The 18,061-nt window shown below is 71.1% G+C and carries 19 protein-coding genes; 10 read left to right on the top strand and 9 right to left on the bottom strand.

Annotation, left to right across the window (positions count from 1 at the left end; translation table 11 throughout):
* Together BFF77_RS19525 and BFF77_RS19520 are read left to right on the top strand one after the other, a co-directional pair.
* On the top strand, positions 1-232 hold a 232-nt coding region (locus BFF77_RS19525; RefSeq protein WP_141698468.1), incomplete at its 5' end, for a C40 family peptidase.
* Positions 233-672: 440 nt separating this feature from the next.
* Entirely contained in the window at positions 673-2,019 is a 1,347-nt protein-coding gene (locus tag BFF77_RS19520; RefSeq protein WP_066951429.1) for a PP2C family protein-serine/threonine phosphatase, read from the top strand.
* Positions 2,020-2,096: 77 nt separating this feature from the next.
* Here the strand turns inward: BFF77_RS19520 and BFF77_RS19515 are convergent, their stop codons facing one another.
* The 3 genes from BFF77_RS19515 to BFF77_RS19505 form a co-directional block, all read right to left on the bottom strand.
* Entirely contained in the window at positions 2,097-2,432 is a 336-nt protein-coding gene (locus BFF77_RS19515; RefSeq protein WP_066951427.1) for a DUF2516 family protein, read from the bottom strand.
* A gap of 195 nt (positions 2,433-2,627) precedes the next feature.
* Entirely contained in the window at positions 2,628-3,335 is a 708-nt protein-coding gene (locus tag BFF77_RS19510; protein ID WP_066951424.1) for a hypothetical protein, read from the bottom strand.
* Positions 3,336-3,358: 23 nt separating this feature from the next.
* Positions 3,359-3,886: a helix-turn-helix domain-containing protein gene (locus BFF77_RS19505; RefSeq protein WP_066951421.1), complete on the bottom strand. Its 528-nt coding sequence runs from the start codon at positions 3,884-3,886 to the stop codon at positions 3,359-3,361.
* Between the two features lie 162 nt (positions 3,887-4,048).
* Here BFF77_RS19505 and BFF77_RS36945 point away from each other — a divergent pair, with 162 nt between their 5' ends.
* Positions 4,049-5,587: a hypothetical protein gene (locus BFF77_RS36945; protein ID WP_245703596.1), complete on the top strand. Its 1,539-nt coding sequence runs from the start codon at positions 4,049-4,051 to the stop codon at positions 5,585-5,587.
* Here the strand turns inward: BFF77_RS36945 and BFF77_RS19495 are convergent.
* Positions 5,551-6,186 (bottom strand): NAD(P)-dependent oxidoreductase, encoded by a 636-nt coding sequence (locus BFF77_RS19495; protein ID WP_066951419.1) that lies wholly within the window; start codon positions 6,184-6,186, stop codon positions 5,551-5,553. The genes BFF77_RS36945 and BFF77_RS19495 overlap by 37 nt on opposite strands.
* Positions 6,187-6,252: 66 nt before the next feature.
* On the opposite strand from BFF77_RS19495, the gene BFF77_RS19490 reads away from it, so the two are divergent.
* The 3 genes from BFF77_RS19490 to BFF77_RS19480 all read left to right on the top strand — a co-directional run bounded on the left by BFF77_RS19490 (position 6,253) and on the right by BFF77_RS19480 (position 10,045).
* Positions 6,253-6,702 carry a winged helix-turn-helix transcriptional regulator gene (locus BFF77_RS19490; protein WP_066951416.1) on the top strand — a complete coding sequence of 150 codons (450 nt, stop codon included), beginning with the start codon at positions 6,253-6,255 and terminating at the stop codon, positions 6,700-6,702.
* A 295-nt stretch (positions 6,703-6,997) separates the two neighbouring features.
* Positions 6,998-7,354, top strand: coding sequence for a VOC family protein (locus BFF77_RS19485; RefSeq protein ID WP_066951414.1), 357 nt, complete (start codon positions 6,998-7,000; stop codon positions 7,352-7,354).
* A 285-nt stretch (positions 7,355-7,639) separates the two neighbouring features.
* On the top strand, positions 7,640-10,045 hold the full coding sequence (locus BFF77_RS19480; protein ID WP_066951412.1) for an ATP-binding cassette domain-containing protein: 2,406 nt from the start codon (positions 7,640-7,642) through the stop codon (positions 10,043-10,045).
* 192 nt (positions 10,046-10,237) lie between these two features.
* On the opposite strand, the gene BFF77_RS19475 is transcribed toward BFF77_RS19480, so the two are convergent.
* Both BFF77_RS19475 and BFF77_RS19470 read right to left on the bottom strand, forming a co-directional pair.
* Positions 10,238-11,104 carry an oxidoreductase gene (locus BFF77_RS19475; RefSeq protein ID WP_066951409.1) on the bottom strand — a complete coding sequence of 289 codons (867 nt, stop codon included), beginning with the start codon at positions 11,102-11,104 and terminating at the stop codon, positions 10,238-10,240.
* 101 nt (positions 11,105-11,205) lie between these two features.
* A complete protein-coding gene (locus BFF77_RS19470; RefSeq protein WP_079125306.1) occupies positions 11,206-12,216 on the bottom strand; it encodes a sigma-70 family RNA polymerase sigma factor in 1,011 nt (336 codons plus the stop codon).
* 112 nt (positions 12,217-12,328) lie between these two features.
* On the opposite strand from BFF77_RS19470, the gene BFF77_RS19465 reads away from it, so the two are divergent.
* Positions 12,329-13,525 carry an alkene reductase gene (locus BFF77_RS19465; RefSeq protein WP_066951407.1) on the top strand — a complete coding sequence of 399 codons (1,197 nt, stop codon included), beginning with the start codon at positions 12,329-12,331 and terminating at the stop codon, positions 13,523-13,525.
* 35 nt (positions 13,526-13,560) lie between these two features.
* On the opposite strand, the gene BFF77_RS19460 is transcribed toward BFF77_RS19465, so the two are convergent.
* Positions 13,561-14,562: an aminoglycoside phosphotransferase/kinase family protein gene (locus BFF77_RS19460; RefSeq protein WP_245703595.1), complete on the bottom strand. Its 1,002-nt coding sequence runs from the start codon at positions 14,560-14,562 to the stop codon at positions 13,561-13,563.
* 104 nt (positions 14,563-14,666) lie between these two features.
* Between BFF77_RS19460 and BFF77_RS19455 the strand changes: the two genes are divergently transcribed.
* Both BFF77_RS19455 and BFF77_RS19450 read left to right on the top strand, forming a co-directional pair.
* A complete protein-coding gene (locus tag BFF77_RS19455; RefSeq protein WP_066951404.1) occupies positions 14,667-15,086 on the top strand; it encodes a helix-turn-helix transcriptional regulator in 420 nt (139 codons plus the stop codon).
* A gap of 10 nt (positions 15,087-15,096) precedes the next feature.
* A complete protein-coding gene (locus BFF77_RS19450) occupies positions 15,097-15,528 on the top strand; it encodes a VOC family protein (RefSeq protein WP_066951434.1) in 432 nt (143 codons plus the stop codon).
* Positions 15,529-15,636: 108 nt separating this feature from the next.
* On the opposite strand, the gene BFF77_RS19445 is transcribed toward BFF77_RS19450, so the two are convergent.
* Together BFF77_RS19445 and BFF77_RS19440 are read right to left on the bottom strand one after the other, a co-directional pair.
* Complete coding sequence (locus BFF77_RS19445) at positions 15,637-16,878, bottom strand: GNAT family N-acetyltransferase (protein ID WP_066951432.1); 1,242 nt, start codon at positions 16,876-16,878, stop codon at positions 15,637-15,639.
* Positions 16,879-17,062: 184 nt separating this feature from the next.
* A complete protein-coding gene (locus BFF77_RS19440; RefSeq protein WP_245703598.1) occupies positions 17,063-17,992 on the bottom strand; it encodes an asparaginase in 930 nt (309 codons plus the stop codon).
* Here BFF77_RS19440 and BFF77_RS36940 point away from each other — a divergent pair.
* The coding region (locus tag BFF77_RS36940; protein ID WP_245703597.1) for an asparaginase at positions 17,931-18,061 on the top strand (131 nt) is incomplete at its 3' end. The genes BFF77_RS19440 and BFF77_RS36940 overlap by 62 nt on opposite strands.

Here is an 18,061-nt window from a genome sequence, read left to right as displayed (position 1 = left end):
GGCCGGCCGGCCCATCCCGCGCACCTCGCAGGAGCAGTGGCGGCTGCTGCCGAGGATCGCGGTGAAGGACATGCGGCCCGGCGATCTGATCATCTACAACCAGGACGCCAGCCATGTGGCGATGTACATCGGCGACGGCGCGATCGTGCACGCACCGAGGCCCGGACGGAATGTGACCCTGGCGGGCGCGGGCTCGATGGAGATCCTCGGGGTCGTACGCCCGGACATGTAGCTACCACTTCACATAGGCCCATCTCACAGAGGCTCACCGCACATAGGTCCATCTCATATGGATCCACCTCACATGGACCGCACACACCCATATCACCTCACATACGCATGAGGTGGCACATGTGGCCTCATGTGTGAACCAAGCCCGTCCCTCTGGCTGATTCATGGGCGTTTGACGGGTGTTCCATGGCTCTTCCACTGGTCTGCCCCGCATGCTCCACGTGTGACGGAGAGGGCTCCGGCCAGGTCATACGTGATGTATGTCATGGCCACCGATGCCCGAATCGCGACAGATGCGGTGTGGCAGGCGGCATATGACGATGGCTCTTCATCCTTATGCCATTCCACTGGGGCGGGAGCTACCGCTATGGTCCCCGTCTGGTGGAACGTCGATCGTCGTGCCACCCGCGCCCTCGGGGGGAGGGAAGGAAACCCAGACCGATGTCGGCACCCGTACCCGTACCCGTACCGCAGCAGCGCACAGGTTCGACCGTGGAGAGGCGGCCCGCCGCCCGGAGCGCCGGACCCGCAGAGAGTTCCGGACCCGCGGAGAACGGCGGACCCGCGGAGAACGGCGAGAGCGCCAAGGGCTCCAAGGGCGGCAAGACCACCGAGGGCGGCGATCTCACGCTGCTGGTGATCGACGACGACCCGGCGGGTACGTTCACGGCTCCGGAGCTGCCGGAGGGCGCCGGCACCCGGGTCCGCATCCGTACGGCCCGTAATCTCACCGAGGCCGAGCGGCTGCTCACGGACGACATCGACTGCATCCTCGTGGACCTCGCTCTTCCCGGCTCCGGCGACAGCGACGATCTGGCCCCGCTCAAACGCGTACTGCGCCTGGCGCCTCGCCATGCCGTGCTCGCGCTGGCGGCCGAGGGCGATGTCGAGCGCGCGGCGGGCGCCGTACGGGCCGGTGCGCAGGACTACCTCTTCCGCGGCGAACTGGACGGGCGGCTGCTGAGCCGTGCCATCCGGTACGCGGTCGAGCGCAAGCGGGCCGACATCGCGCAGCGCCAGCTCACCGAGTCCCGGCTGCGCGCGCAGGAGAACGCGCGGCTGGAGCGTGGTCTGCTGCCCACTCCCCTGCTCCAGGGCTCGGATCTGACCTTCGCCGCCCACTACCGGCCCGGCAGATCACGGGCCCTGCTGGGCGGCGACTTCTACGACACGGTCCGTACGCCGGACGGAACGGTCCATGTGATGATCGGCGACGTCTGCGGCCATGGGCCCGACGAGGCGGCCCTCGGCGTGGAGCTGCGGATCGCCTGGCGCGCGCTGACGCTGGCGGGACTCTGCGGCGACCGGCTGCTCTCCACGCTCCAGCAGGTCCTGGAGCACGAGCGGGAGAGCGAGGAGATCTTCGCGACGCTCTGCACGGTCGACATCACGCCGGACGGGCGGCGGGCCGGGCTCTGTCTGGCCGGTCATCCCTCACCGCTGATCACCCGGAACGGGCGGGCGGCGCATCTGCTCCCGTACGAGGAGGAGGGCGGCCCGGCGCTGGGGCTGCTGCCGCGGGCGCGCTGGCCGCGCAGACAGGTGGAGCTGGGCGCGGCATGGGGGCTGATGCTCTACACGGACGGTCTGATCGAGGGCCGGGCGGCGCCCGGCGCCACGCGGCGCCTCGGCCAGGAGGGCATGGTCGAGATGATCAACGCGCAGCTCGCGCGCGGGCTGACCGGCGACGAACTGCTGGAGTCCGCGGTCGCTCAGGCGCGGGAGCTGAACGGCGGGGAGCTGACCGACGATGTGGCGGTGCTGCTGCTGGGCCGCGGCGGCACGTGACCGATCCGCTGGGCCCCTCGGACCGGTGATCCGGTCCGGTCCGGTCTGATCCGGTCCGGTCCCGGTACTCCGCGGCCTCAGCGCCCGCCGTTGTACGGACCGTAGGGACCGTCGCTGCTGGAACCGCCGCCACGGCGTCCGCCGCCGGAGATCTGGTGGATCGCGGGCCGTACGTCGACCATGAAGACGATCGTGGCGACCAGCCCGGCGATCTGGAGGAACAGCATCGGCACGAGGAGGTTCACCGCGACCGTGATCCCCAGGATGATGAGCCAGAACTTCTTGGTCTGCTTGTCGGCGGCCCGGTAGGCGTCCTCACGGGCCGTCGCGGAGAGGAACAGCGCGACGACGGCGAGGGCGAGCATCGCCAGATTGAGCAGCCAGAGGAATGTGCCGAAACCCGAGAGCAACATGCTGACACCGCCTGCCTGGTAGGTGGATGACCCGATGGGACGACCCGATGGGTACCCCACCGGGTGAATGAAATCCTCGCGGCCCGTACGCCAAGGTACCCGGACAACGGGCCGGGCACCCGTGAGGTGCCCGGCCCGTTACGCTTCGGGGCCGACGGCCGCCGGGGCCGCCGCTCGGCCGACGTGGCGGACCGCTCACTTGGCGGACGGCGGGGTGCTCTTCTTGGCCGTCGTCGTCTTGCGCGGGGCGGTCTTCTTGACCGCGGCCGTGGCCGGGGGCGTGGCCGGCTTGGTGGTGGTGGTCTTGGCCGTGGCCGACTTGGGCGCCGCCTTGGTCTCGCTCCTCGGCGCGGCCTTCGGCTCACTCTTCGGCGCGGGCCGGGACGCGGCCTTCGGCTGTGTCCTGGACTCGTGCGTCCTTGACTCGTGCGTCCTGGGCTCGCTCTTCGGCTCGGGCTCGACGGCGACGGCGATCTCGGTGATCTGCTCGGCGCCCTCGCCGCGCCAGGTCCGTACGGTCTGCTCGCCGCGCTCGGCGACCTTCTCGTACGTCTCCCGCGCCCGTGCGGCGTACTCGGCGGCCATGCCCAGGCTCCGCAGCGCCAGGTCCTGGGCGCTCTCGCCCAGCTTCTTCAGATCGGTGTCCAGCGACCCGAACACCTCACTGACCTTGGCCTGCACGGTCGCCTGGGCCTCCCGGGCCTGGATGGTGACCTTGTCCTGCACGGCCTTGGGGTCGGAGTTGCGTACGGCCTCCAGCCGCCCCGGAGCCTCGGCCCGGAACTGCTCGATCAGGCCCGGCACCTTCTTGGCCTGCTCCACGGCGATGTCGGCGGTGCCGGCCGCGAAGTAGAGGGGCGTCGGGTCGGTGAGGGTCTTGCGCAGGTCATCCACGATGGCCATGACTGGTGTCCTCCCGGATCAGTTCAGTGTGAGGGTTTTGCGGGTGGAGCGGCAGCACTGCCGTCGGCCGTGGGACCCGCGGCAGCGACGGCGTCCGCACCGGCCGTCCGCACCGCGGTCTCCGTACCGTCCGTACTCTCCGTATCCGTACCGCCGGTGCTCTCTGTACCGCCGGCGCTCTCCGTACCTTCGGCACTCTCCGTGTCGAGCGCGTTCTCCTTGCGGAACGACTCGTAGATCTGGAGCAGCACCTGCTTCTGCCGTTCGTTTATCGAGGGGTCGGCGAGGATGACGGCACGCGTCCCCAGCTCCTCCCGCCCCCGCTCGTCCAACATCCCGGCCTGCACATACAGCGTCTCGGCGGAGATCCGAAGCGCCTTCGCGAGCTGCTGCAAGATGTCCGCGCTCGGCTTGCGCAGCCCGCGCTCGATCTGACTCAGATACGGATTGGACACCCCGGCGGCATCGGCGAGCTGCCGCAACGACAACTGCGCGCTGCGCCGCTGTTCGCGCAGATACTCACCGAGATTGCCGACGTTGAGTGATGCCATGTCCCCATACTGCGCCGGTCCGCTAACTATTGCAAGCGCATGCTTGCAATAGTGTTCCGCGCCTCACCGCCAGACGCCCGCGGTGTCCGATGTCCCGTCTCCCTGCAGTTGAGGCGACGGTCGTGCATCCGGCGCCCATCGCGGCAAGGGAGGCGGAGAGCGATGCCAGCACGTGCTGGACTTCTGTCGCTGGGTGACCGGGTTCGCTATGAGGGGCGCGAGCACAGCGTCGTCGCCTTGCACGGGACGGCGGTGCGGCTCGTCGACGATGCCCAGGCTGCGAGCGTGGTGCTGCTGGGTCATCTGCTGGCCTCCGAGGGGTTCGCCGTTCTCGGCACGGGTCCGTCCCGCCCGCCGCTGCCGGAGGAGGGGGTGCTGGAGGGGCTGCCCGAGGAGGAAGCGGAACGGGTTCGATGGTGGCAGCGGCACCTGACCGAGTTGATGACCGGCCGCCCGGATGCTGAACCGGGCACGCCGGTGAGAGCCGAGTACGACCCGGACGTGCGCTCGGTGCGCCAGCGGGAGCTGGCGAAAGTCGCCGAGCTCCGGGAGGCCGGCGAGGAGGTGGCCTTGAGCACGCTCCAGCGGCTGCGCGCCCGTTTCGAGCGCGAGAGGGTGGCGGGGCTGGTGGACCGGCGGCTGGTCAAGCCCTCCACGGGGACGGGCCGGGCTGATCCGCGGGTGGTGGCGGCGATCGAGAAGGTCGTGAACAGTCGGACCGACGAGGCGACCGTGTCCGCGCAGGTGCTGCAGCGCCAGGTCGAACGCCTGCTGTCGGACGAGCACGGCGTCGGGACGGTGGCGATGCCGTCGCGGGCCGCGTTCTACCGGCTGTTTCAGGCGGTCTCGACGGGACGGCATCTGCTGGGCTCTGCCCGCACGCGCCGTTCACTGGGCAAGCAGCCGAAGCGGATGTCCGGGCAGCCGACGGCAGCGCGGCCGGGCGAGGTGATGGAAATCGACTCCACGCCGCTGGATGTGCTGGTCGTCCACGACGACGGGACGGTGGACCGCTGCGAACTGACCGGGCTGGTCCAAGTCTACCTCCGCGGGCTTCACGACAACGTCTGCGTCCGTCACCGGCGCTGGCTCAGCTGCGGCCGCGCGAACGTCTTCGAGCAGATCGACCTCTCCCACGCTCCGGAAGTCGTCCGCGCCCAGCGCTTCCTCGACCGGCTGGGGCGTCGGCACGGGACGTTCGCTCTGGGAGCCGCCTACCGTCACTGCGAGCGGTTCTGGAGAGAGACAGACCGACGGGCGTTGGTCCGTGGCGACCGGGATTCCGTGCTTGCGCGCATCTACCGGCCGGACTCCAAGACCCTCCCGAACCGCTTCGACCTCATCCGGTCGCAGCGCTTCCACCGGGCCGCCAACCACCCCCAGGTCGCCAGGTTCACGAGACTGATCATCTCCCTGGCTCAGCGACCGGAGACCGAACGCAAGGTCGCGCACCTCACTGGCACCACCCAGATCGAGTTCGAGCAAGCCTTCCGCCTGGACCACCGCCCCCGAGGCATCACGCTCCCTTGGCTCCGCAACGGCCTTGTCGGCTTGGTGGAAGTCGTCGCCGATCTGACCTGGGACGACGAACCCCTGTCACACGCCTCTGTCACACGCCTCGAAGGTCGGATGATCAACGTCCTCACTCTGGGGCATCCGCTGGATCAGGCCCCTTCGACACCGACATGCGTGCGGTGGTGACGAGGGGCATCGATCTCATCGAGCAGGGCGATCGCGAAGTCGCCGTGGGAGATGCGACTGGCCATGTTGACGTCTGCCGTGGAGTATCGGCCAGAGGCCGCCCCGGCATGATCGAAGTCACCAGCCGGACTGATGATCAGCCAGTCCAGAGGAGTCACCGAGGAACGCAGCACAGATGTCCCGGCTGCATGGCCAAGGCAGAGGGGCCGGTACTCCTGCGGAAAACCGGGAGTGTCCATCAAAGGCGTCCCCTCACTGGTCTCCAACGTTGCCGCCAGGCCGACAGCGACCAACCGGCCCACCCCCGCTCGCGCCAGCCCATCCAGGAGAGCGCGGGCCGCGGCTGTGAAGAAGACGTCCGGCTGAGTGCCGGCATCGTAGGCAGCCATGATCGCGGCATCATGCCCGGCCGCGAGATCGGCAACAGCGTCTGCGTCAGTGACATCACCGCTCACCAGACGGACTCCCGCACCTTCCATGTCCGGGTACCTGGACGCGTTCCGGACGACTGCCGTGACGTGGTGCCCCCGGCGGAGAGCCTCACCAACAGCCGCCCGTCCGACTCGCCCGCCTGCCCCGAAAACAACGAACTTGCCCATGGATCACCTCGCTCGCGCCTCAAGAAGATCTGTCCGCTGACCTGCCCGAGCAAGGTAGCCACACTCATGGTTACCTCCTGGATACCGCACTACGGTGGCGCTGTGACCAAGCCCCTGGACCCAGAGATGTTCGACCCGCTCTGCCCCTCTGACCTGATGCCGTTCCGTGTGGGGGACAAATGGGCCGGGATGATCATCCAGTGCCTTGAGGACGGCCCCCGCCGGTTCTCCGAACTACGGGTCCCACTGCGGAACATCACATCCAAGGTGCTCACACAGTCCCTCCGGACGCTGGAACGTGACGGCTTCATCGTCCGAACGGTCCACGCCGGACCCGTCCGCCACGTCGAGTACGAACTCACGTCGCTCGGCCGGAGTCTCCTTGACCTGCTCGACGCGGCACGCACCTGGGCAGAGGCACACCTGGACGAACTCATCGACGCCCACGAAGCGCACCACCCGCCGACCGAGCCGGCCAACACGACCCCGTGCCCAAGGCCAGACACCTCACCTTGACCGAGACAGAATCTCCAGAAGCGTCTCACTCAACTTGAGACACCCCAGGTCAGAGCATCAACCTGCCTCATCCTCAGCGAGACCGGACATCCGATCCGTGCGCGTGAGCCGGTCGGTCGGGAGGCGGGCAGGAGGCCGTCAGGAACCGGTCAGGAATCGAGAAGCGCCGGTCACGGGGCCGCATTAGCGTGAGCGCATCGTCGTCCGGGGCGATCGGGTGGCCGGTTTCCAGGGCTTCCCCGTTCGTCGCCGGGCCGGACGATCCGGACCCGGAATCACGACTTCAGGAGTGACCATGACCGACTCTTCCACCCAGGGGATCAAGACCGTGCTGCATCCCGTCTCCGATCTGGCGGCGGCCAAGGCGGTGTACACCGCGCTGCTCGGCGTGGCGCCGCAGGCCGACGAGTCCTACTACGTCGGCTTCGAGGCCGCCGGTCAGCACATCGGGCTGGTGCCGGGCGGTGGACCACAGGGCATGAGCTCGCCGGTGACCTACTGGCACGTACCGGACATCGAGGCGAAGCTGGCCGAGGTGACCGCCGCGGGTGCCACCGTGAAGGAGCCCGCGCACGACGTCGGTGGCGGCCGTCTGGTGGCCACCTTCACCGACCCCGACGGCAATGTCCTCGGGCTGCTCCAGGACCGATGAGTCCGGCCCCCGCGCCAGTACCAGCCCCCGCCCCCGCCCCCGGCGTCGTCGTGACACCGAGCACGAGGCGCGACGGCCCTTGGTCGGGCTGACGGTTCCGTACCGCGTCCCGGGCCGACGGCCGCGCTCCGGTGGCCCGGCCGGACGCGCGCCGTGTGCCCGGTGCCCGGGGCTCCACGGGGCGGGGCGGAGAAGAACCGGACGTACGCTCGAAGCCGGTCGGATCGAGCCAGGCTGCACCGACGGAGACCGCGGGGGCGGCCCCGCCCAACGGATGGAGACACGATGAGCACGGCCACGAGGACGGACACGCAGTCGCCCGCGCTGCACGTCGCCGACAGCCACGACCTGATCCGCGTGCACGGCGCGCGCGTGAACAACCTCAAGGACGTCAGCATCGAGATCCCGAAGCGCCGGCTGACGGTGTTCACCGGCGTCTCCGGCTCGGGCAAGAGCTCACTGGTGTTCGGCACGATCGCCGCGGAGTCGCAGCGGCTGATCAACGAGACCTACAGCACCTTCGTGCAGGGCTTCATGCCGACGCTGGCGCGGCCCGAGGTCGACGTACTCGAAGGGCTGACGACCGCGATCATCGTCGACCAGCAGCGGATGGGGTCCGACCCCCGCTCCACGGTCGGCACCGCCACCGACGCCAACGCGATGCTGCGCATCCTCTTCAGCCGGCTCGGGCAGCCGCACATCGGCTCGCCCAAGGCGTTCTCCTTCAACGTCGCCTCGATCAGCGGGGCGGGCGCGGTCACCCTGGAGCGCGCCGGGCAGACCGTGAAGGAGCGTCGCAGCTTCAGCATCACCGGCGGCATGTGTCCGCGCTGCGAAGGCCGTGGCACGGTGTCCGACATCGACCCCACCCAGCTCTACGACGCCTCCAAGTCGCTCGCCGAGGGCGCGATGACCATTCCCGGCTACAAGGCGGGCGGCTGGAACTACCGGCTCTACAGCGAGTCGGGCTTCCTCGACCCGGACAAGCCGATCCGCGCGTACACCAAGAAGGAGCTGCACGACTTCCTCCACCGCGAGCCGGTCCGGATGAAGATCGCGGGCATCAACATGACCTACGAGGGGCTGATCCCGCGGATCCAGAAGTCAATGCTCGCCAAGGACCGGGAGGGCATGCAGCCGCACATCCGGGAGTTCGTGGACCGGGCGGTCACCTTCACCACCTGCCCCGAGTGCGACGGCACCCGTCTCAACGACGGAGCCCGCTCCTCGCGGATCGGCGGGATCAACATCGCCGACGCCTGCGCGATGCAGATCAGCGACCTGGCCGAGTGGGTTCGCGGTCTCGACGAGCCGTCGGTGGCGCCGCTGCTCACCGCGCTGTGGCAGGCCCTCGACTCGTTCGTGGAGATCGGGCTGGGCTATCTCTCGCTCGACCGGTCGGCGGGCACACTGTCGGGCGGCGAGGCGCAGCGCGTGAAGATGATCCGCCACCTCGGCTCCTCGCTCACCGACACCACCTATGTCTTCGACGAGCCCACCACCGGCCTGCACCCCCATGACATCCAGCGGATGAACAAGCTGCTGCTACGGCTGCGGGACAAGGGCAACACGGTGCTCGTCGTGGAGCACAAGCCGGAGACGATCGTGATCGCCGACCACATCGTCGACCTCGGTCCCGGCGCCGGTACGGCGGGCGGCACCGTCTGCTTCGAGGGCACCGTCGAGGAGCTGCGGGGCGGCGGCACCATCACCGGCCGCCACTTCGACGACCGGGCCGCCCTCAAGGAGACGGTACGGACGCCCACCGGCATGCTGGAGATCCGCGGCGCGACGGCGCACAACCTGCGTGACGTCGACGTCGACATCCCGCTCGGGGTGCTCGCCGTCGTCACGGGTGTCGCCGGTTCCGGCAAGAGCTCGCTCGTGCACGGGTCACTGCCCCAGCAGCCGGGGGCCGCGGGCGCGGGCATCGTGTCGATCGACCAGGGCGCGATCCGCGGCTCGCGGCGGAGCAACCCGGCGACGTACACCGGGCTGCTCGACCCGATCCGCAAGGCGTTCGCCAAGGCCAACGGGGTGAAGCCGGCGCTGTTCAGCGCAAACTCCGAGGGCGCCTGCCCCAACTGCAACGGCGCGGGCGTCGTCTACACCGACCTGGCGATCATGGCCGGTGTCGCCACCACCTGCGAGGAGTGCGAGGGCAAGCGGTTCCAGGCGGCGGTGCTCGACCACCACCTCGGCGGACGTGACATCAGCGAGGTGCTCGCGATGTCGGTGACCGAGGCCGAGGAGTTCTTCGGCGCGGGCGAGGCGCGCACGCCGGCCGCGCACGCCGTCCTCACCCGGCTCGCCGACGTCGGGCTCGGCTACCTCACCATCGGCCAGCCGCTCACCACGCTGTCCGGGGGCGAGCGGCAGCGGCTCAAGCTGGCCACCCACATGGCCGACAAGGGCGGCGTCTACATCCTCGACGAGCCGACCACCGGACTGCATCTCGCCGATGTGGAGCAGCTCCTCGGCCTGCTCGACCGGCTCGTCGACTCCGGCAAGTCGGTCATCGTCGTCGAGCACCACCAGGCGGTCATGGCGCACGCGGACTGGATCATCGACCTCGGCCCCGGCGCCGGCCACGACGGCGGCCGGATCGTCTTCGAGGGCACGCCCGCCGACCTGGTCGCCGCCCGCTCCACCCTCACCGGCGAGCACCTCGCGGCCTACGTCGGCGCCTGACGAGGCCCGCGCGGATCGGCCCGGGCCTGGCGGGCGCGGCCGGAGGGGGAGAAACCGGCTGCGCGCGACTCCGAGGACGAGGAGTGGAAGCGGAAGACGCCGCACCCTTCGGTATCCAGCGCGGCGTGCGCACGCACCGGACGGCATGGGCTGACGCCCGCTGTCCGCCTTTCGAGCCGTCCGGCTGTCCGGCTATCCGGCGATGGCGTCGAGCTGTGCCACCGCGTCGGCCGGGAGTTCGAGGTCGGACGCGGCGACGTTCTCGTGGAGGTGCGTCACGGAGGAGGTGCCCGGGATGAGGACCGTCGTCGACGAACGCTGGAGCAGCCAGGCCAGTGCCACCTGCTGCGGCGAGGCACCGAGGCGGGCGGCGACGGCGGTGAGTGTCCCGGACTGGAGCGGGCTGAAGCCGCCGAGCGGGAAGAACGCGGCGAACGCGATGTTCTCGGCCGCGCACCGGTCGACCAGCTCGTCGTCCTGCCGGGCGGCGAGGTTGTAGAGGTTCTGCACGGTGACGACGGGCGCGATGGTCCGCGCCTGCGTCAGTTGCGCCGAGGTGACCCCGCTCAGTCCGAGGTGGCGGACCAGGCCCTCCCGCTGGAGCTCCGCCAGCGCGCCGAACTGCTCCGCGACGGACTCGTCCGCCGTGCCCTCGGCCGTCCCGACCCGCAGATTGACGACATCGAGGGTGTCCAGACCGAGGTGCAGCAGGTTCTCGCGTACCTGGGCCTTGAGATCGTCGGGCTCCAGCGACGGATTCCAGGAGCCGTCGTCGCCGCGGCGGGCACCGACCTTGGTGACGATACGGAGGTCCGCGGGATACGGGTGCAGGGCCTCCTTGATGATCTCGTTCACGACGACGGGACCGTAGAAGTCGCTGGTGTCGATATGGGTGATGCCGAGGTCGACCGCCTCCCGGAGCACGGTGACGGCCTGCCCGCGGTCCTTGGGCGGACCGAAGACCCCGGGGCCGGCGAGCTGCATCGCGCCGTAGCCCATACGGCTGATGGTGAGGTCGTCGGCGAGCATGAGGGTGCCGGCGGAGGTTGCGCTGGTCATGTCGTTCCTTTCGTCACGGATCAGAGGTCCGCTGTGCCGACTCTCCTCCTCCTCCGCTCCCGGTGGCAGTGGACCGATGTTCCTGGTAGCGACAGAACCAGTCAGAGCGCCTCGGGAGCGGCCAGGTCGAGCCGCCGGAGCCGGGCGGGGTCCGCGATCACCTCGTACCCGGCGATCCTCCCGCCCTCCCCCGGGCCGGTGAACGTGAAGGTGAGGACGAGGAGCAGCCTCCCGCCGGGCGCCACGACCGCGCCCATCGCTCCGTTCACCAGCGCCGGTTCCGCGAAGCGCGCCCTCCGTCCGAAGACGACGACCCCCTCCGCCACCGCTCGCGCACCGCGGACCTCCGCCGGCGCGCCCGCCGGCAGAGCGGCGGCGTCGGCACGGCGTACGACGTCGGGGTCGAGCACCGCGAGAATCGCGTCGAGGTCGCCGCTGCGCGACGCGGCCAGGAAGGCGTCGACCACACGACGGTGGCGGGCGAGTTCGGCGGCGGGAACCGCGGGAGTGCCTCGTACCTTGCGGCGCGCGCGGCTCGCGAGCTTCTTCGTGGTGACCGGTGAGCGCTCCACGACGGGAGCGATCCGGTCGAACGGTACGGCGAACATGTCGTGCAGGACGAAGGCGATGCGCTCAGCGGGGCCCAGCGTGTCCAGCACCACGAGCAGCGCGCGCCCGACCGAGTCGACCAGCACCGCTTCCCGCTCCGGGTCGCCGCCGCCGCTGTCCCTGCCGCGGCCGGCGTGGTCGATGCGGTCGATGCGGTCCGGCAGGCGCTGCCCGACGAGGTCCTCCCGTCGGGCGGCGCGGGCGCGCAGCATGTCGAGACAGAGACGCGAGACGACTGTCGTCAGCCAGCCGGCCAGATTCTCGACCCCGCGCACATCGGCGCGGCTGAGCCGCAGCCAGGCTTCCTGGACGGCGTCGTCCGCCTCGCTCGGCGAGCCGAGCATCCGGTAGGCGACCGACCGCAGCCGGCCGCGGTGCGCCTCGAACCGTTCCGCCAGCCGGTCCTGCCCGCCCGATGCCCGGTCCTGCCCCGTCGGCGTCCGGTCCTGCCCGCCCACCGCCCGGTCCTGCCCGTCCTCCGCCCGCCGGTCCTGCTCGTCCATCGGTCACCTTTCTCCGTCGCGGTCCGTCACCCGCATGACGGACGCGACCACGCCGAAGTGACAGGCAAGCACACCCAGGGCCCGAACCCGCGGCCCGAAGGAGACACGGACCATGAGCACGATCCCCTCGACCGCCCTCGACCAGCCCCTTCTGCGGCCGGCCGACCTCGGAGACCTCCGGCTGCCCAACCGGGTGGTGATGGCTCCCGCCACCCGGGCCCGCGCCGCCAACGCCGACCTCGTACCGACGGAGATGCACGTCGCCTACTACGGCCAGCGCGCCGGCGCCGGTCTGATCATCACCGAAGGGACCTGGATCAGCGAGCGGGCGATCGGCTTCGTCAACGTGCCCGGCGTCCACAGCGAACGGCAGGTCGGCGCGTGGCGCCGGGTCACCGATGTCGTACACGCCCTCGGCGGCCGTATCGTCCTCCAGCTCTGGCACACCGGAGCCGCCTCGCATCCCGATCACCTCGGCGGCCGGCTGCCCGGCGGGCCGTCCGCGGTCAACCCGTACGAGAGGTCCTTCACCGCGAGCGGCTTCAAGGACACCGTCACCCCTCGCGCGATGCCACCGGCGGAGATCGCGACCACGATCGCGGACTACGGCACGGCCTCGGAGAACGCCCGGCGCGCCGGGTTCGACGGTGTGGAGATCCACGCCGTCGGCCCGTTCCTGATACCGCAGTTCCTCAACCCGCGGCTGAACCGCCGTACCGACGCGTACGGCGGCGACCGCGCCCGGCGCCGACGGCTGCTGCTCGATGTCATCGACGCGGTGGCGGCGCCGTGGGGCGGCCGGCGCGTGGGCGTCCGGCTCTCGCCGTACTGGACCTCGGCGGCCACCGGGGATTCCGGGGCGTCCGGGGCCCCGGGCGGCCGGTTCACCGACGACGAGGCGACGCTCGCCGACTACGACGAACTCGTGGCCGGGCTCAACGACCGCCCCGTGGGCTATCTGCACCTGCTCGGACGCAGACTCTCCGCGCCGGACGCCACACCTGGCGCCACGCCGGGGGCCGCCCCCGGCGCCACACCGGTCGCCGTCCCCGACATCGCCGCGATCGCACGGTACCGACGGCTGTTCGACGGCCCTCTGATCGCGAACCTGGGCTTCGACCGCGCGTCCGGGAACGCCGTCGTCGAGGCGGGCACCGCCGACGCCGTCTCGTTCGCCACGCACTTCATCGCCAATCCCGACCTCGTCACCCGCTTCGCCCTGGGCCGCGAACCGGCGACGGGCGATCCCGCCACGTACTACACCGGCGGTGCCGCCGGATACGTCGACTACCCGGTGAGCGAATGGTGAGCGACCGGCCCTGACAGCGCGCGCCCAAGGGCCGGTCAGTGCCTCGCCAGGCGTTCGTCGGCCTGGTCGCGCAGGGCCCGCAGGGCGATCGGCCGCTGTCCGTGGAGGACCTCGGTACGGGCGTTGTGGGCGGCGGGCCACAGGCTCGCCGCCCAGGCGAGCCGCCGCTCCTCGTCCGAGAAGGACCGTCCTCTCGCCTCCTGGTAGGCGTCCAGGAACGCCGCCGAACTCTCCACCGGCACGAGCGTCGGATGCTCGGCGCTGGCGAACGCCCCGGACGCGGCTCCCGCGATCGCCGCCTCCGGCAGCCACGCCAGACTGTCCCAGTCGTGCACCGCGTACGGCTCCTCCGCGTCCGCGCCCCGCCACCGCACGTTCTGCGTCTCCCAGTCGGCGTGGCCGACCGTACGCGGCAGTGAGGCGGCGCGGGCCAGCCGGGCGCGCACGCGTACGGCGGTCTCCTCCAGGTCCGGCGGAAGGGCCCTCAGCCCGGCTCGGTCGTCGTGCCAGTCGTACGCGGGCCAGGGGCCGGGTCCGTCATGGTCCCAGCGGACCCACACCGGATTGGGCAACGGCGGCCGGACCGGCACCTCCCGTGCCCCGGTGACCAGGGCGGCGAGCAGTACGGCGAACCGCCGCGCCGTCTCCGGGCCGTCACCGCGCGCCATGTCACCGCCCGGACGCCACTGCTCGGCGTGCACGGCCCGGCCGTCCACGAGGGTCACATCGGTGAGCGGACGAGGACAGGGATAGCCGCGGTCGGCCAGCGCCCGCTGCACCTCGACGCAGGCCCGCGCGCGGCCCGCCTCGTCGGGGCGCGCCTTGACGACGACCCGCCGGCCGTCGTCGAGCCGTACCCCCACCACCTCGGACGTCTGCGCGGCGGAGAACAGCCGCTCGACGGGTGTGGCACCCAGCACACGGACACACCACGCGGCGACCGGCGCCGGCAGGACGGTCGGCTCGGGCGGCCCGCCGGACCCCGCGCCGGACCCCGCGCCGCGTTCCCTGGCACCTTCTCCGCCGTGTTCCACCATGGGCCAAGCCTAGAGAGCGAGGGCAAGACGCCCGCGCGGCGGCGGGTACGAGAGGCCGACGCGGGCGCGGGAGGGCGGTCAAGGCGGCGTGCGATGCTGGGGCGGTGACACCGGAGGACCTCGTCAGACTGCGGCGGGCGCGGGACACCATGGACCGCGACTACGCGCGGCCTCTCGACGTTCCCGCGCTGGCGCGCGGCGCCCTCATGTCGACCGGCCACTTCTCCCGCAGCTTCCGCGCCGCCTTCGGGGAGACGCCGTACAGCTATCTCATGACCCGCCGTATCGAACGGGCCAAGGCCCTGCTCAGGCGGGGCGATCTGACCGTCACGGAGGTCTGCTTCGCGGTCGGGTGCTCGTCGCTGGGCTCGTTCAGCTCACGGTTCACCGAACTGGTCGGCGAGAGCCCCAGCGCCTACCGGGCCCGCAGCCACGAGGACGGGGCCCCCATCCCGGCGTGCTTCGCCATGATCCTCACGAGGCCGGTCAGGAACGGGGAAGCGAAACCCGCCGCCGGCTCGTAGCGTGACCGGCATGGACCTCACGCTCTCCCACTGCTTTCTCGCGGTTCACGACCACGACAAGGCACTCGCCTTCTACCGTGACGTGCTCGGACTGACCGTACGCAGCGACATCTCGTTCGAGGGAATGCGCTGGGTCACGGTCAGCCCGCCCTCGCAGCCGGACGTCGAGATCGTCCTCGAATCGCCGAACGCGAGTCCGAACGCCTCGAAGGCCGATCAGCGGGCGCTCACGGATCTGATGGCCAAGGGCCTGCTGAGCCGGGCGGTCTTCGCGACCGACGACTGCGACGCCACGTTCGAACACATCCGGGCCTCGGGCGCCGAGGTGATCCAGGAGCCGATCGACCAGCCGTACGGCGTACGGGACTGTGCCTTCCGCGACCCGTCGGGCAATCTGCTGCGCTTCAACCAGCCGCGCGGGAGCAGGTCCAAGGGCCGGTAGCCCGGTAGGCCGCAGGGGCCGGCACCAGGGCCCCGCACCGGAAGCCGGCCGTCGGCCGCCGGTTCCGGTCGCGGACCGGGAGACCGGCGGGTACGTCCCGTCCGTGCCTCAGAAGACGTCCGGACACCAGGGCCGCCTCGGCGTACGGAACAGCCTCTCCGCCACCGCCGCCGCGCCCGGCCGCTCCTCGCTCACCGCGCCCAGCGCCACGAGCCGCGGCACGGATTCGTCGCCCAGGTACAGCGCGCCCAGCTCCCGTACGTCCAGCACGAGATCGGGCGACTCCGTGGTCGGTACGCAGGTGGCGCCGGCCGGTGAGGCGTCCAGCCGGAACCGGCCGCCCGCCAGCTCCGCCCTGTCGTGGATGTCCAGCACGACCGTGCCCGGGACGGCGTACGTACGGGCCTCCAGCGCCCGTACGGCGTCGAGGATCCGTACCCACAGGAAGTCGGCCTGGGTGACGATCCGAGCCGCGCGCGGATCGGGCAGGAACTGCGGCAGCAGATCGTCCGGGGCGCGGTATCCCGACCTGACCGTGGTGATCCAGTCGATCGAGCAGATGAACTGCCACAGGGCACGCTCGGCGCGCGGCGTCACCGCGATCAGCTGCCGCACGGACGCGGTGTTCATCGGCTGCTTGCCGTCGCCCCACTCGCTGTCGGCGGTGTAGACGGCCAGGCCCTCGACCTCACCGGCGGCCGAGCGGTGGACCGCGTAGAAGGGTTCGACCCAGGGGTGGCCGCTGGGCGCCTCGCCCGTGCTGAGCTGCCACCAGCTCTCGGCGCGGTCGGTCGCGCCGTGCTGGAGCGCGCGGAAGCGCTCGTACAGCTCGGGACCGATCTTCCGTATGCCGGCGCCGTCCGTCAGATCGATCCTGCCGCCGTCGACCGGGCCCGACCAGCGCGGATCGAGTCCCGAACGCGGCACGTCGACGGCCCACTCGGCGATACCGGCGGCGGGCCCGAAGCCGTAGCGCCCGTAGATCGGGTACTCGGCGGAGATCAGCGTGGCGACCGCGTCACCGCGCTCCTTGGCCGCGGTCAGATCGGCGGCCATCATCCGGCCGAGCAGCCCGCGCCTGCGGTGCGTGGGCGAGACGCTCACATTGGTGACGGCGTCGGCGGGCAGCACGGCGCCGCCGACCACCGTCAGCTCCTGCGGGAAGGACCGGAAGGTCGCGACGCAGCGCCCCTGGTCGAAGGCGCCGCGCGTACGGTTCAGATCGCTCCGGGCGAGCCGTCCCGCCATCACCTCGTCCTCGCCGCCCGGTGGCCTCAGGAACCCGGTGTTCAGGGTTCGGTGCCAGTCGGGGAACTCGGATTCGGTGACGGTGCGGACCTCAAGGCTCATGATCCGCACGCTAAGCGGTACGGGCGGCCCGGCGCATCCAGATTTTCACGGTGCGCTCCCGGCACGGCTTTCACGGTGCTCCCGGCACGGTTTTCCATGGTCGCTCCCGGCACGGCTTCTCACGGCCGCACCCGGCACGGCGCCCGCCGCCCTCGCCCTGTCCGCCGCCGCGCGCGGCTCACGGTCAGAACGCCGCGCGGACCCCGCCGACCTCAGCGCCGCCGCCCAGCAGCGGCGACCGGCCGATCCGTCCGACCACCTCGGCCTCCACGCCCAGCAGTTCGAGCGCGCGCGCCAGTACGGGACCCACCGCCCGGGTACCTCCGTCGTCGATCTTGAACGCCAGTGCCCGGCCGTCCGCCAGCGCCACCGCCTGCACCGCCTCCGCGCCCATCTTGGCGAGCGTGCCCGGCACTTCCCTCATCAGCCAGGTGTCCGAACGGTGTGTGCCCGCCACATACTCCGGGTGCGCACGCATCGCGTCCGCCACCCGCCGCTCGGCCGTGCCCGGCTCGGCGCGCACGAAGTGGCGGAAGGCGCGGGCCAGTCCGGTCAGGCTGATCGCCATCAACGGCGCGCCGCAGCCGTCCGTACCGACCACCGGAACCGCCTCCTGCGCCGTCTCCTCGATCACCGTACGGACCAGCAGCTGAAGAGGGTGGTCCGGCTCCAGGTATCCGTCCCTGGACCAGCCGTTCAGGGCGGAGACCGCCAGCATCGCCGCGTGCTTGCCCGAGCAGTTCATCAGAATCCGCTCACGCGCTCCGCCGGCCGCGAGATGCGCCTCCGCCGCGGTCCGGTCCAGCGGCAGGTCCGGCGGTGTCCGCAGATCGTCCTCGGTCAGCCCGTGCTCGGCGAGCATCACGCGGACGAGGTCGACATGGAACGCCTCGCCGGAGTGGCTCGCCGCCGCCAGCGCCAGCCGCTGCCCGGACAGGTCGAGTCCGGCCCGCAGTACGGCGGCGGCCTGCATCGGCTTGTTGCTGGAGCGCGGGAAGACCGGTGCGCCCGGGTCGCCGAGCGCCAGCTCCACTCTGCGGACACCGCCGGACCTGCCGCTGGACCGGACCGCGGCGGAGGCGCATCTCGCGGCCGGCGGAGCGCGTGAGCGGATTCTGATGAACTGCTCGGGCAAGCACGCGGCGATGCTGGCGGTCTCCGCCCTGAACGGCTGGTCCAGGGA

Origin of the sequence: Streptomyces lushanensis (assembly GCF_001700515.1) — a bacterium.
Lineage (GTDB): Bacteria > Actinomycetota > Actinomycetes > Streptomycetales > Streptomycetaceae > Streptomyces > Streptomyces lushanensis.
Note: the sequence above shows the minus strand (reverse complement) of the source record. Positions and strands in the feature narration are given on the sequence as shown.